The sequence below is a fragment of the Streptomyces chlorus genome (genome assembly GCF_042655885.1).
Classification (GTDB): domain Bacteria; phylum Actinomycetota; class Actinomycetes; order Streptomycetales; family Streptomycetaceae; genus Streptomyces; species Streptomyces chlorus.
In genome coordinates this window covers 67,534-81,428 of the sequence record NZ_JBHSOA010000006.1, presented here as the reverse complement: position 1 = coordinate 81,428, position 13,895 = coordinate 67,534, and the positions used below count along the sequence as shown (strand labels likewise).

The window sequence follows — 13,895 nt, the reverse complement described above, 5'->3', positions numbered from 1 at the left end:
CGGTCACTCCGGGTAGGCCTGGTCGACGGCGTCCAACAGGCTCCACAGGACGTCGCACTTGAACGACAGCGCGTCGACGGCGCGCGCCTGGGACTCGGCGGAGAGGCAGTGCGCGGTGACCACCTCGAGGGCGTGCTCGCAGTCGCGGGGGGCCTGTTCCAGGCGGGCGCGGAAGTAGGCGAGGCCCTCGGGGTCGATCCACGGATACCACCGCTCGAACCCGGCCAGCCGCGCCGTCATCAGGTCGGGCGCGAACAGCTCGGTGAGCGAGGACGCCACCGCCTCCACCCACGGGCGGGTCCGGGCGAAGTTCACGTAGGCGTCGACGGCGAACCGCACCCCGGGTACCAGGTGCCGGTGGCCTTGGACCTCCTCGCGGGTCAGTCCGGCGGCCTCGCCGAGGCGCAGCCACGCCTCGATACCGCCCTCGCCGGCGGCGGTGCCGTCGTGGTCGACGATCCGTCGGGTCCAGCGGCGGCGGACCTCGAGGTCGGGACAGTTGGAAAGGATCGCGGCGTCCTTGCGGGGGATGTTCTCCTGGTAGTAGAAGCGGTTGGCCACCCAGCCCCGGATCTGCCGGCGGCTCAGCCGGCCGGCGTTCATCCGGACGTGGAACGGGTGCTGGTCGTGGTACTGGCGCGAGTGGGCCCGCAACGTCTCGACGAAGCCGTCGGCACCGGTTCTCGTGGTTGTTGTCGTCATGGCTCTACACCTGGACCTCGAGGCCGTCCATGGCCACTTCCATGCCGCTCTCCTCCAAAGTACGTCGCTCGGGTGCGTCCTCCAGGAGGACCGGGTTGGTGTTGTTCATGTGCACGAAGATCGTCCGCCCCACGCCCAGCGACGGGAGCTGCGCCAGACTGCCGTCCGGGCCGTCGATGGGCAGGTGGCCCATCTCCCGGGACGTCCTGCCGGCCAGGCCGAGCCGTACGAGCTCGTCGTCGCGCCAGCAGGTCCCGTCGATCAGCAGGCATGCGCAGCCCTTGATCTCCACGCGCAGCGCCGGCGTCAGCGATTGGACCCCTGGCAGGTACACCAGCGTCTCCCCGCTGCGCTCGTCGGTCAGCCGGTAGCCCACGACGCGGCCGTGGTCCACCCCGGCTCCGAACCGATCGCGCTTGAGGGTGGGCACGTCGAACGCCCGGCAGGACAGCCCGTCCGCCAGGGCAAGGTCGGTGCCGGGGATCACTGCCCGCCACTCGACCGGACAGTAGCGCTCGAGCGTGCGCAGAATCCCCGAGCCGGCACACAGGGTCTCGCGCACCGCCGGCGTGGCGTACAGCCGCAGGGCGCGGGCCTCGCGCAACAGAAGCAGGCCCAGCGTGTGGTCCAGCTCGGCGTCGGTGAGCAGCACCGCCGCCAGCGGCGTCGTCCGGTCGGCGTGCGGGTGCAGGCCGGGGAAGGCCTCGATCTGGGTGCGGACGTCGGGCGAGGCGTTGATGAGGAACCACCGGCGGCGGTCGACGCTGACCGCGACCGACGACTGGGTGCGCGCGAGGCCGGCCCGCGAGCGGACCGCGGCGCACACCGGGCACCCGCAGTTCCACTGCGGGGAGCCACCCCCCGCCGCCGAGCCCAGCACCCGCAGCAACACGCCGGCACTCCGTTCATCGAAGATCCGGGTCCGTCACCGGCCCGGCCGTCCGTGGCCGTCCCGAGCCCTCGGGCGGCGCCGGACCAGGTCCGGCGCCGCCCCACGTCACTCGTCCTCCAACTGAGCGACGTACATGGTCACCTCGGCCGCGACTCCGATCTCGTCGAACTCGGGGGTCTCCCACACATCGAGCTGGGACTCCATGGATTCACCTCCTCACTGTCCGCATTGCGGCAGGCTCCGGTCACGCGCTACGACGATTCCGGGAGGGCGAAGACGAACAGAGCGCTTCCGTGCCCCGCGCCGAGCATGCCGGGGAGGAACCCCTCGGCCCATCCGCCCCAACCGACCGGCACGGCGATGTACTGCCTGCCGTCGACCACATAGGTGGTCGGGTTGCTGTGGTGGCCGCTTCCGCACTGGAACTGCCACAGCAGCTCCCCGGTGCGGGCGTCGAGCGCGTTGAACTCCCCGGAGGGTTCACCGGCGAACACCAGGTCACCGCCGGTGGCCAGCACCGAGGCGCACATCGGGAGTTCGTTGCGCCAGCGCCACTTCTCCTCGCCGCCTGCGTCGAACGCGCTGATGGACCCCGCCATGTCTTCGATGTCCACCTGAACGCCCGCGCCCCAGTACGGAATGCTCTCCTTGAACTCCCGGCGCCGCCGGGTGGCCGTGGCGCCCGTGTCCTGGACCGGGACGTAGAAGAGCCCGGTCTTCGGGCTGTAGGCCGCATGGGTCCATTCCTTGGCGCCGGCCGGACCCGGGTAGAAGTGGACCGGTTCTCCCTCCTTGTCCGGGTACACCTTGGCCGTCACCTGGCCGTCCCTCGTGATCGCCCCCCACGTGATGCGGTCCACGAAGGGGGTGATCCGGACCCTCTCGCCGTTCGTGCGATCAAGGACGAAGAAGTAGCCGTTCTTGTCGAAGTGCCCGAGCAGTTTGCGCCCGTTCTGCTCGAACAGGATGCACTCGGCGATGCTGTCGTAGTCCCACAGGTCGTGCGGGGTGCACTGGTAGTGCCAGCGGATCTGGCCGCTGTCCACGTCGACGGCGATGACGCTGTCGGTGAAGAGGTTGTCGCCCTCGCGGACGCCTCCGTCGAAGTCGGGCGCCGGGTTGCCGGTGCCGACGTACAGCAGGTTCGTCTCCGGGTCGAAGGTGCCGGTGATCCAGCAGTTCGCCCCACCCCGTGCCCAGGCCTCGCCGTCGGCGGGCCAGGTCTCCGAGCCGGGCTCCCCGGGCTTGGGCACCGTGTAGCAGCGCCACTGGTGCTCGCCGGTCTCGAGGTCGAACGCGTCGAGGTGGCCGCGTACGCCGAACTCGCCGCCGGAACTCCCGACGATGACCATGTTCTTCACGACCAGCGGGGCGACCGTGGCGCTCTCCGCGGCCCGGACGTCTCCGTAGGTCCTGTCCCAGACCCGCTTGCCGGTGGTGGCGTCGAGCGCGAGCACACGAGCATTCGCCGTGACGAAGAAGACCTTCCCCTGAGCCACGGCGACCCCACGGTTCACGTTTCCGCAGCACAAGGACACGTCGAAGGGGACCGCGTGCTTGTACCGCCAGATCTCCACACCCGTCTTCGCGTCAAGGGCCCAGACCCAGCCGTCCCAGCCGGAGAGGAACATGACCCCGTCGACGACGATCGGGGCGGCCTCGAACGAGTAGGTCGACGCGCCCGCGATCAGGCCGGTCGTGCCGGCCTGGAAGACCCACGCGGGGACGATGCGCTTGACGTTCTCCGTGTTGATCTGGTCCAGCGGGCTGTACCGCTGCCCGTTGTAGGCGCCGTAGTAGGTGAGCCAGTTCTGGGGTTCCTCGCGGGCATTGAGTATGCGCTCGTAGTCGACGCCGGCCACTACCGGCGGCGCGAGCTCCCCGCCCGCGACCTTGCCGCTCAGGTTTCCCTGGTCGACAGCCTCACCCGCGTCCACGTATTCGACGGTCATTGTTTCCTCCTTTCTACGGCTGCGGCTGTTCGGGGCGGTCGAGGCGAGCCTCCGGCGGAGCGTTCCCCATGACGACGATGGCCCCGGTCAGCCCCCGGCCTTCGTCATTGCCCGTGGGCGAGCCGAACCAGTAGTAGCCGGGCCCGTCGAGGTTGAGGGTCGCCCGTCCTCGCGAATGGTTCACCAACCAGATGAACTTCCGGTCGCCATTGCTCGGCAGGAGCGCGCAGTGTGTGTTCAGGTCGTCATTGACGAGCTCGAGCTCGATATCGCCTCCATGGGGCATGACCAGAATAGAGGGATCCCAGATCAGCTCATCCGGGTTGATGCGAATGGTGGCCTGCATGCGGCCATCCGATCCCTCAGTGGCCTGCCCAATGCTTCCGGTTCCCAGCACTTGACCCAGTGCTGCTTTGTTCTGTGCGGCCAACCCGATCTTGTTCAGCAGGTCGACTCGTTCCTGCGCGGTCGTCATCGGGGCTTCACTCTCCTCGTCCCGAATCTCTGTGTCCACTTCGCATCGGCCGTGCCGACGGCGGCACGTCGCGGCTGGTTCCACCTCCGCCCGGAAAAATGTTCTCCGAATCGACCTCGAAATTGCTTTCTTTGTGTCGCCCAATGTCCGGCTGTAATCGGTAGCCAGAGAGTGCGCTACCTCAGATGAATCACACCGGAAAGGGCGAAGAATCGGTATTCAAGAAATACGCTACGCTGGGCGAATCGCAGCGACAAGGGTGAGCACCAGTTCGGACCGGCTCATGCCGTTCGTCCGCGACCAGCTACCGTTCGTACCGGATGTGCCACCGTTAGGAGGAGCCGGGCTGCACTGCACCGCGTCGCGCCGGGGCCGGCAGCAGCTCCGATCGATCGTCGCCGATCAACGCCGGCTGACCGGTCACGACGCCTCTCCCGACCTCCGGGCTCCGGGCTCCGACGGAGGATCAAGCGAGGTCGTACCGATCGAGGTTCATGACCTTGTCCCACGCGGCGACGAAGTCCTGCACGAACTTCTCCCGTGCGTCGTCGCTCGCGTAGACCTCCGCGACGGCACGCAGTTCGGAGTTCGAGCCGAAGACGAGGTCGACGCGGCTACCGGTCCACTTGACCTCGCCGGTGGCGCGGTCGCGACCTTCGAAGGTTTCCGCGGCCGCGGATGTCGGCTTCCATTCCGTGCCCGTGTCGAGCAGATTCACGAAGAAGTCGTTGGTCAGCGACTCGGGCGCCGAGGTGAAGACGCCCCGCGGCGACTGCTGGTAGTTGGCGGCCAGCACCCGCAGGCCACCCACGAGGACGGTCATCTCGGGCGCGCTCAGGTTCAGCAGGTTCGCGCGGTCGACCAGCAGGTGCTCCGACGGCAGCCGGTTGCCCGTGCCGCGGTAGTTGCGGAACCCGTCCGCGGTCGGCTCGAGCGGGGCGAAGGACTCCGCATCGGTCCACTCCTGCGTGGCGTCCGTGCGTCCCGGAGTGAAGGGGACCCGGACGTCGTGGCCTGCGGTCCTGGCGGCCTGCTCGACGGCGGCGGCTCCGCCGAGCACGATGAGGTCGGCCAGCGAGATCTTCTTGTCCCCGGTCCGGGAGCTGTTGAAGGACTCCTGGATCCTCTCCAGGGTGCGCAGCACCTGTGCCAGCGTGTCGGGGTCGTTGACCTCCCAGCCCCGCTGCGGATCGAGGCGGATGCGCGCGCCGTTCGCCCCGCCACGCTTGTCGCTTACGCGGAACGTCGAGGCCGACGCCCACGCGGTCGAGACGAGCTGGGAGACCGATAGCCCGGAGGCGAGGATCCGGCTCTTGAGCGCGGCGATCTCCGCCGCCCCGACGAGCTCGTGGTCCACGGCGGGGATCGGGTCCTGCCAGCGCAGCGTCTCCCGGGGGACCAGCGGTCCGAGGTAGCGCTGGATCGGGCCCATGTCGAGGTGCGTCAGCTTGAACCAGGCCCGGGCGAACGCATCCGCGAGCTGGTCAGGGTTCTCCAGGAAGCGCCGCGAGATCGGCTCGTAGACCGGGTCCAGCCGCAGCGCGAGGTCCGTCGTCAGAATCGTCGGGGCGTGTGTCGTCGATGGGTCGTGGGCGTCCGGCACGGTACCGGCCCCGCCGCCCTCTCTCGGGATCCACTGCCACAGACCGGCGGGGCTCAGCTCCAGGTCCCACTCGTAGCCGAACAGCGTCTCGAAGAAACTGTTGTCCCATCTCGTCGGGGTGGGTGTCCACGTACCCTCGAGCCCGCTGGAGATGGCGTCCGTGCCCTTTCCGGTGCCGTAGCCGCTCTTCCAGCCCAGGCCCTGCTCCTCGAGGGGGGCGCCCTCGGGTTCGGGGCCGAGGTGGGCGTCCGGGTCGGCCGCGCCGTGGGTCTTGCCGAACGTGTGGCCGCCCGCGATCAGCGCGACGGTCTCCTCGTCGTTCATCCCCATGCGCCGGTGCGTCTCGCGGATGTCCCGGGCCGCGGTGAGCGGGTCCGGGACGGTGTTCGGTCCCTCCGGGTTGACGTAGACGAGGCCCATCTGGGCGGCGGCCAGAGGGCTCTCCAGCTTCCGGACGCCGCCGTGGCGTTCGTCGCCGAGCCAGGCGTGCTCGGGACCCCAGTACACGTCCTCGTCGGGCTCCCAGACGTCCGCCCGGCCGCCGGCGAAGCCGAAGGTCGTGAAGCCCATCGTCTCCAGGGCGCGGTTGCCCGCGAAGACCATCAGGTCGGCCCAGGAAATCTTGCGCCCGTACTTCTTCTTCACCGGCCAGAGCAGCCGGCGCGCCTTGTCGAGGTTGCGATTGTCCGGCCAGCTGTTCAGCGGCGCGAAACGCTGCATGCCGGCGCCCGCGCCACCGCGGCCGTCGTCGATGCGGTACGTCCCGGCGCAATGCCACACCATCCGGATCATGAGCGGCCCGTAGTGGCCGAAGTCGGCCGGCCACCACTCCTGCGACGTCGTGAGCACCTCGTCGACGTCTCGCGCCAGGGCGTCGAGGTCGAGCGTCCGGAACTCCGCGGCGTAGTCGAAGTCCTCGCCCATGGGGTCGGCCATGGCGGGGTGTTTCCGGAGGATCCTCAGGTCGAGCTGGTTCGGCCACCAGTCGCGGTTGCTCGCGCCCCCGGTCGGGTGACCGCGGTGCCCGGCCGGGACAGAGAGGCCGAGGCCGCCCGCGCTCCCCACGTTCGTCTCGCCGGCAACGGCGTCCGGACTGTCAGACACGGCGATTTCCTTCCGGGAAACTCAGAGGTCCAGCGCGCGACGCACGGCCGGCGCGTTTCGCCGGGAAACCGGCACCATCTCGTTCGGCCGGTCATCCATGACCAGAGACAGCTCGCCCTTGGGTCCGCGCTCGATCTCCCGGATGCGGCTGAGATTGACCACGTACCGGCGGTGCACCCGCAGGAAGCCGACATCCGCCAGCTCTCTGTCGAGCTTGTCGAGGCTCGGATAAGCGGCTCGCAATCGCCCCTGATCGGTGGAGAGCCATACGTCGTTTCCCTGTGATTCAGCGAAGGAGACTTCCGGCAGCCGCAGCAGCACCATCCGGTTGTCGCGCGTCGCGACCAGTCGGCGGGGCTGCACCCGAGGGTGCGCGGGCCCCTCCGCCTGGGGCAACTGCGCCCCGTCGGAGGCACCGAACGAGACCAGGTTCCCGATCAGGTGTCCTGACGAGAAGACGGGTCGGATGCTGATCGATGTCGGCTCGTCCGCGAGGGGGGCGAAGATCTGCGTCGAGCCGACCCAGTCAGGGTTGCGGACTGCCTGCCTGGTGGCACACCGGGCGGCTGCGATCAATTCCGGCAGCCCGGCGTTCCATCGCAGCGTGGGATCGACCGCCGGGGTCGATGCCGGGACCCCCAGGAGCATGCTTGCCATGTCGTCGGCTATCACCACCTTGCCCGCGGTGTCCACCGCGGCGAGCGCCGCACTGGAGCGTGTCCTGGCCCGGGTGTAGGCCGCTACCAACTCGGCGCCGTTGTCCCGGGCGCGCCTCTTCAGCGGGTGCTGGGTCATGGTGACCGCGTTCGCCAGCCAGCTTTCCGCGGACGCGGGAAGCGGGCTGCGCCAGCAGCAGATGTTCAGGACCGCGATCGGTTCCCTGGTCACCACGTCGCGCACCGCGATGCCCGCGCAGACCCAGTCGTGGAACGCCTGGCACCAGTGCTCCGCGCCCCTGATCGGTACCGGGCCGTGCGCCTCGAGCGCCGTGCCCATGCCGTTCGTGCCGACCGCACACTCGGACCAGCAGAACCAGGGCGCCAGATGGGATTCGCCGGCTCTGGCGAGCGTGGCTTGGTCGCCCCACTCGGCCAGGATCCGGCCAGTGGCATCGGCGACGGTGACGACGCCACCGAGGTTGCCCACTTCGTGTGCCACGGAGGCGGCACGAAAACCCAGCTCAGCGAATACGACATCGTGCTCGGGCGTACGGTCGGGCGCCGCGACGGCTACCGGAGCCTCTGTGAGGCGAGGATCGACCCGGTATTGCTCTCGGCTGCGATGCCAGGAGATCGCCACCAGGGGCCGGACACCCGGGACCTGATCCTCGCCCTGCACGAACCGTTCCCACGCCGCGAGCACGGTGCCGCTGCCCAGGTTCGCCGAGACGGGCTCGAGCCGATGTGCATCCCTCATGGTTCAGAACCGCCCTTGGTCCATCCCCAACGCCCGACGGCGAGCGCGGTCCGCGCCGGTCGCCGTTCGTCGCGGCCGGGCCTACAGCGGACCGGGCACTGCGTCGTGCGTCTTCCTTCCTCGTCACTCGTTCCAGGCCGTGTCACAGACCTGCACTCCCGCACCCCCACCCTAGGTACCGTTGTCGGGCTGCGCACGTCCCGCTCCGGGCCGCGTGTGCGAAATGTCGCTTCCTGGTCGGCCTTGGACAGCGCACCCGCGGGCCGCGGGCAAGGTGCGCGGCTCGCAGCAGTCGGTCCACCCGGTGGATCGGTACTCGGAGCCGCGAGGTCTGCACCCGCCCCCCTGGGCAAGCCCCTGCCCCCTCCCGCACCCTTCGATGGAGACCTGGACACCGCCGACTTCCTCTGATCCCCTTGATCCCCTGGGATCGGGAGGGGGTGCGAGGTGACGAACGTACGGGAACAGACCAGCTGGACCAGAACGCGGCTCGGGCGCTGCGGCCCACCCGTCGACCTGCTCACCGCCCGCTTCGACCGGCACGAGTACGCCCCGCACGCCCACGACGAGTTCACGGTCGGCGTGACCACCGGCGGCCTGGAGGCCATCGCGTACCGCGGCGGGCGCATCGTCTCCGGCCCCGGATCCATCGTCGTCCTCGAACCCGGCGAGATGCACACCGGAGGTCCGGCCGCCTCCGACGGCTACGCCTACCGCGCCCTGTACGCCACTCCCGCCCTGCTCACCGACGGCACCCACGGCATCGGTCTCCCGCACTTCCGCGAGCCGGTCCTCGACGACCCCGAGCTGGCCGGCGCCCTGCGCCGCGCGCACACCGAGGTCAGCGCCTGCCCCGACCCGCTGGAGGCGGAGTCCCGGCTGCCCTGGCTGCTCACCGCCCTCGCGCACCGCCACTCCACCGCCCGCGTGCACGCCTGCGCGGTCCCCGGAGCCGGGCGCATCGCCCTGGCCGTCCGCGACCGCCTCGCCGACGAACTGCTCGCCCCGCCCTCCCTCGCAGCCCTGGCCACCGACCTCGGCCTGTCCCGGTACCAACTGCTGCGCGCCTTCCGTACGACGATGGGGATACCGCCGTACGCCTGGCTCGCCCAGCACCGGGTCACCAGGGCCCGCGGCCTGCTGGAGGCCGGGCTGCGCCCCGCCGAAGTGGCCGGGCTCGTGGGCTTCGCCGACCAGGCCCACCTGACCCGATGGTTCCGCCGCGTCCTCGGGGTGACCCCGGCGGCGTACCGCAACAGCGTTCAAGACACCGGGCGCTGACCCGGCCGAGACTCGCCGCATGACTGCACGCGGCTGGTTCCTGTTCTCCCTGATGGGAGTGGTCTGGGGCATCCCCTATCTGATGATCAAGGTGGCGGTGGAGGAGGTGTCCCCGTCCGGGGTCGTCTTCGCCCGCTGCGCCCTCGGCGCGCTCCTCCTGCTGCCCTTCGCCCTACGGCAAGGAGGCCTCACCGGGACCGTCCGCGCCCACTGGCGCCCCCTGCTCGCCTTCGCGCTCATCGAGATCATCGGCCCCTGGTACACCCTGACCTCCGCGGAACGCCACCTCTCCAGCTCCACCGCCGGCCTGCTGATCGCGGGCGTCCCCATCGTCGGCGTGACACTCGCCAGGTTCTTCGGCGACACGGAACGCCTCGGCGCCCGCCGCCTCGTCGGCCTGGGGCTCGGCCTGGTGGGCGTGGGTGTCCTCACCGTCCCGCACCTGACCGGCGGCAACGCCCGTTCGCTGGCCGAGGTGCTGGTGACGGTCCTGGGCTACGCCATCGCCCCGCTGATCGCCGCCCGCCATCTGAAGCAGGTCCCGTCCCTCCAGCTCACCGCACTCTGCCTGACCCTGGCGGCACTGGTCTACGCCCCGGCCGCCGTGCTCACGCGGCCGGCCGAACTGCCCTCGGCCGGGGCCCTGACCGCCCTCGCGGGCCTGGGCGCCGTCTGCACGGCGGTCGCGTTCGTCGCCTTCCTGGAACTGATCAAGGAGGCGGGGCCGACCCGGGCGACCGTCATCACGTACGTCAACCCGGCGGTCGCGGTGACGGCCGGGGTGCTCCTCCTGGGCGAGTCCCTGACCGCGACGGTCCTGGCCGCGTTCGCCCTGATCCTCACCGGCTCGGTCCTGGCGACCGCGGCGGCGCCGAGGCCCCGTCCACGGCCGGTACCATGGTCGACACGGCAGACGAGCCGGGCGGACGGCCGCGTGGAGACCCCCTGACGGGGAGCTCCCCGAGGAACGTCCGGGCTCCACAGGGCAGGGTGATGGCTAACGGCCACCCGGGGTGACCCGCGGGACAGTGCCACAGAAAACAGACCGCCCAGCGCTCCGGCGCTGGGTAAGGGTGAAACGGTGGTGTAAGAGACCACCAGCGCCTGAGGCGACTCAGGCGGCTGGGTAAACCCCACCCGGAGCAAGGTCAAAAGGAAACACCCCGGTGTTTCTGCGCGGACGTTCGAGGGCTGCCCGCCCGAGTCCGCGGGTAGACCGCACGAGGCCGGCGGCAACGCCGGCCCTAGATGGATGGCCGTCTCCCCGGCCGCCGCGAGGCGACCGGGCGACAGAACCCGGCGTACAGCCCGACTCGTCTGCCGCTCTGTATTTCCGCGTGGCGGCCGAGCCCGGGCGGTCGAGGGCCGGGAGCTTCGTCCCCACCGGGGAACAGGCTGAGAGTCATCGTGCGCTCACCGGAACAAGAAGGAAGCAGGATCCACCTCGAGGCCTGCCTTCACATCGCCATCCTCACGCGGCGGCCGGCGGCCGGCGGCCGGCTGGACCCGATGGGCCGTGAGGGTGCCGTTGCGGGCTTGAGGGCCGGTGCCGTCGAGTGGAGGGGCCTGGCGGGGCGCACCATGGTAGGGGCGCGTACGGCGTGGGGTGTCTGGCAGGAGTTCGCCGGTGGCACATGGGCGGTTGCGGATCTACCTCGGGGCCGCTCCCGGGGTCGGGAAGACGTATGCGATGCTCGTGGAGGGGCAGCGGCTGCGGTCCCTGGGCGCGGATGTCGTCGTGGGTTTCGTCGAGCCCCATGGGCGTCGGCCGACCGCTGCCATGGCTGACGGGCTGGAGACGATCCCCCGGTGCACTCTGGTCCATCGCGGTGCGGCCTTCACCGAGATGGATCTCGACGCGGTGCTGGCCCGCCGCCCTCAGGTCGTGCTGGTCGACGAGCTGGCCCACAGTAACGTTCCGGGGGCCCGCAACGCCAAGCGGTGGCAGGACGTCGAGGAGTGCCTGGACGCCGGCATCGATGTCGTCACCACGCTCAACGTCCAGCACCTGGAATCCCTCAATGACGTGATCCGGCAGATCACCGGGGTCAGGCAGCGGGAGACTCTGCCCGACGAGGTGGCGCGCCATGCCGACCAGATCGAACTGGTGGACCTGCCGCCCGAGGTGCTGCGTCGCCGCATGGTGCATGGCGACATCTACCCACCGGACCGCATCGAATCCGCCCTCACCCACTACTTCAGGGTCGGCAACCTCACCGCACTGCGCGAACTGGCCCTGCTGTGGCTCGCCGACCGAGTGGAGGAGGGTCTGCAGCGCTACCGCGCCGAACACGGCATCTCTGCCCCCTGGGAGACCCGGGAGCGGATCCTGGTGGCCCTGAGCGGTGGTGCGGAGGGCGAGACCCTCATCAGACGCGCCGCGCGGATCAGCGCTCGTACCCCCGGCACCGAATTGCTGGCCCTCCATGTGGTCCCGGAGGATGGTCTCACCGGCATCGACCCTGTGGTGCTGGATGCCCAGCGCCTGCTTCTCGAGTCGCTCGGCGGTAGCTACCACCAGACCACGGGCGAGGACGTCGTCGATGCCCTGCTCCAGTTCGCCGAGGCGGAGAACGTCACTCAGATCGTGCTGGGCGCGAGCCGGCGCGGCCGCCTCGCCTCCTTTCTGGGAGCAGGCGTGGGCGAGCGGACGATCAAGGGGTCCGGCCGCATTGACGTGCACATCGTCACGCATGAGGAGGCGGCCGGCTCGGCTGCGCTCAGGCTTCCGCATCCCAGTCGTGGCATGGGCCCACGGCGGTACTGGTCCGCGCTGGCCGGCGCCGTGGTGCTGCTGCCCCTGCTGGCGCTCCTGCTGACCGTCCTGCGGGGCCACCTCGGTCTCTCCAGCGACCTGGTGGTCTTTCTCCTCGCCGTCGTGGTGGTCGCCCTGGTCGGTGGGCTCTACCCCGCTCTGTTCGCCGCCGTTGCGGCGGCACTGCTCGCCGATTACTACTTCACAGCACCGGTGCATTCGCTGGCCGTGGAGCGCGCCGACGAGGTCACTGCTCTCGTGGTCTTCGTCGCCACGGCGGCTCTCGTCGGCACTGCTGCGGGAGCGGCTGCGCAGCGTACGCACCAGGCCGTGCGCGCGACATCGGAGGCGCGGGTGTTGAGCCGCCTGGCTGCCGCCGTGATGCGTGGCCAGGATCTGCCGGCGCTGCTCGAGCAGATCCGGGAGTCTTTCGGCCTGGCCTCGATCAGCCTGCTGGAGAGGGATCCGGAAGCATCTTTCGTGCCCCGCTGGTACGTGGTCGCCAGTGCCGGGGAGCGGCCGCCGGAAAGACCAGGTGCGGCGGATGTGGAAAGCCCGGTCGGCGACCGTCTCACGCTCGCCGCCCGCGGCTCAGCACTGAGTACGGAGGACCGACGCGTTCTCGCCGCGTGCGCCGCCGAACTGGGGCCGGCTCATGCCAGGGGGCGGATCGCCGGGCTGTCCGGTGGCGCGGACGTTCTCGCCGACGCCGAGCGCACCCGGGCATCTCTGCTTCTGGCAGCGGGCCGGGACTTGCGTGCTCCGCTGCACACTGCCGAGGAGTCGCTCCTGCGCTTGGGGCGTCGGCGTGTCGGTGAGCCGGCTCCGGAAGAGGCGCAGCTTTTGGACACTGCCCGCGCGGCCGTGCACCGCGCGGCGCAGTTGGTCACCGATCTCGATGACCTGAGCCGTCTGCATGCCGGGGCCCTCGATCTGTATCTCCGCCCGGTCGACCTCAGCGAGGTGCTGGGCGCCGCCCTGGACGACCTCGGGCCCGGAGGCCACTCGATCGTTCTGCGCCTGCCGGAACGGCTGCCCGATGTGATCGCCGACGCTGTCCTCCTCACCCGCGCCCTGACCGCCCTCGGGGCCGACGCGCTGCGGCACAGCCTGCCGGACCGGCCCCCCGTCTTCACCGCCGAGGTCCGCGGCGACCGCCTGGAGATCCGGGTGGAGGACGGGATGCCGGGGCGGGGCCCGGAACCGGGCATCACCGCCACCCGGGCATCGGGGAGCAGGGGTGACAGTCTGGCGCTGCGGCTGTCGCGCGACCTGGCCGAGGCCATGGACGGGTCCCTGGAGACGGCCACAGAGGGGGCCGCCTTCTCGGTGACGCTCACACTGCCGAGCGCCGCGCCCGGCGGCAGCGCGACATCCGGTCTCGCCGAGTGAATCCCCGTGTTCAACCGTCACCCGATCGGCCCGCGGAGCGTCAGGGCACCCGCAAAGCAAACCGATATAGCGTCAGAAATGACTCATCTCCCCACCGGCCGGGAGGGCCGAACGGTCCCGCCCCTGATGACTCTGCGGGGTGCCTGGCACATGTCCGACGTCGCGTTCATCGGTCTCACCGTTGTGGTGTTCGCCCTCATCGGCCTGGCTGCCAGGGGGGTCGGGCGTCTGTGAGCCTGGAAAACATCGTTGGTCTGATCGTTGCCGTGTGCCTCGTGATCTATCTGGTCGTCTGCCTGATCTTCCCCGAGAGGTTCTAGGAG

The 13,895-nt window shown here is 70.2% G+C and carries 10 protein-coding genes, 1 other RNA gene and 1 pseudogene; 5 read left to right on the top strand and 7 right to left on the bottom strand.

Annotated elements, in window-relative coordinates; genetic code table 11:
* Positions 1-3 precede the first annotated feature (3 nt).
* The 7 genes from pqqC to ACFPZI_RS03490 all read right to left on the bottom strand — a co-directional run bounded on the left by pqqC (position 4) and on the right by ACFPZI_RS03490 (position 8,144).
* Entirely contained in the window at positions 4-702 is a 699-nt protein-coding gene (gene pqqC, locus ACFPZI_RS03520) for a pyrroloquinoline-quinone synthase PqqC (RefSeq protein ID WP_381358033.1), read from the bottom strand.
* Between the two features lie 4 nt (positions 703-706).
* The gene (gene pqqB, locus ACFPZI_RS03515; protein ID WP_381358030.1) at positions 707-1,594 is read right to left on the bottom strand and encodes a pyrroloquinoline quinone biosynthesis protein PqqB; all 888 of its coding nucleotides are present in this window, start codon (positions 1,592-1,594) and stop codon (positions 707-709) included.
* Positions 1,595-1,699: 105 nt separating this feature from the next.
* Positions 1,700-1,798: a pyrroloquinoline quinone precursor peptide PqqA gene (gene pqqA / locus ACFPZI_RS03510; protein ID WP_381358027.1), complete on the bottom strand. Its 99-nt coding sequence runs from the start codon at positions 1,796-1,798 to the stop codon at positions 1,700-1,702.
* Positions 1,799-1,845: 47 nt separating this feature from the next.
* A complete protein-coding gene (locus ACFPZI_RS03505; RefSeq protein WP_381358025.1) occupies positions 1,846-3,546 on the bottom strand; it encodes a PQQ-dependent dehydrogenase, methanol/ethanol family in 1,701 nt (566 codons plus the stop codon).
* 13 nt (positions 3,547-3,559) lie between these two features.
* Positions 3,560-4,021, bottom strand: a complete 462-nt coding sequence (locus ACFPZI_RS03500; RefSeq protein ID WP_381358022.1) for an MSMEG_3727 family PQQ-associated protein — start codon at positions 4,019-4,021, stop codon at positions 3,560-3,562.
* A 466-nt stretch (positions 4,022-4,487) separates the two neighbouring features.
* Positions 4,488-6,728, bottom strand: coding sequence for a catalase/peroxidase HPI (katG, locus tag ACFPZI_RS03495; RefSeq protein WP_381358020.1), 2,241 nt, complete (start codon positions 6,726-6,728; stop codon positions 4,488-4,490).
* 21 nt (positions 6,729-6,749) lie between these two features.
* Positions 6,750-8,144, bottom strand: a complete 1,395-nt coding sequence (locus ACFPZI_RS03490) for a DNA-binding protein (protein WP_381358019.1) — start codon at positions 8,142-8,144, stop codon at positions 6,750-6,752.
* Positions 8,145-8,591: 447 nt separating this feature from the next.
* Here ACFPZI_RS03490 and ACFPZI_RS03485 point away from each other — a divergent pair, with 447 nt between their 5' ends.
* The 5 genes and pseudogenes from ACFPZI_RS03485 (at position 8,592) to kdpF (ending at position 13,892) form a co-directional block, all read left to right on the top strand.
* Positions 8,592-9,425 (top strand): AraC family transcriptional regulator, encoded by an 834-nt coding sequence (locus ACFPZI_RS03485; RefSeq protein ID WP_381358017.1) that lies wholly within the window; start codon positions 8,592-8,594, stop codon positions 9,423-9,425.
* A gap of 19 nt (positions 9,426-9,444) precedes the next feature.
* Positions 9,445-10,224: pseudogene (locus ACFPZI_RS03480) on the top strand (DMT family transporter); the annotation flags it as partial.
* Between the two features lie 115 nt (positions 10,225-10,339).
* An RNA gene (gene rnpB / locus ACFPZI_RS03475) (RNase P RNA component class A) lies at positions 10,340-10,745 on the top strand.
* A 307-nt stretch (positions 10,746-11,052) separates the two neighbouring features.
* A complete protein-coding gene (locus ACFPZI_RS03470; RefSeq protein WP_381358015.1) occupies positions 11,053-13,572 on the top strand; it encodes a sensor histidine kinase in 2,520 nt (839 codons plus the stop codon).
* A gap of 230 nt (positions 13,573-13,802) precedes the next feature.
* Positions 13,803-13,892 carry a K(+)-transporting ATPase subunit F gene (kdpF, locus tag ACFPZI_RS03465; RefSeq protein ID WP_381358012.1) on the top strand — a complete coding sequence of 30 codons (90 nt, stop codon included), beginning with the start codon at positions 13,803-13,805 and terminating at the stop codon, positions 13,890-13,892.
* Positions 13,893-13,895: the final 3 nt, after the last annotated feature.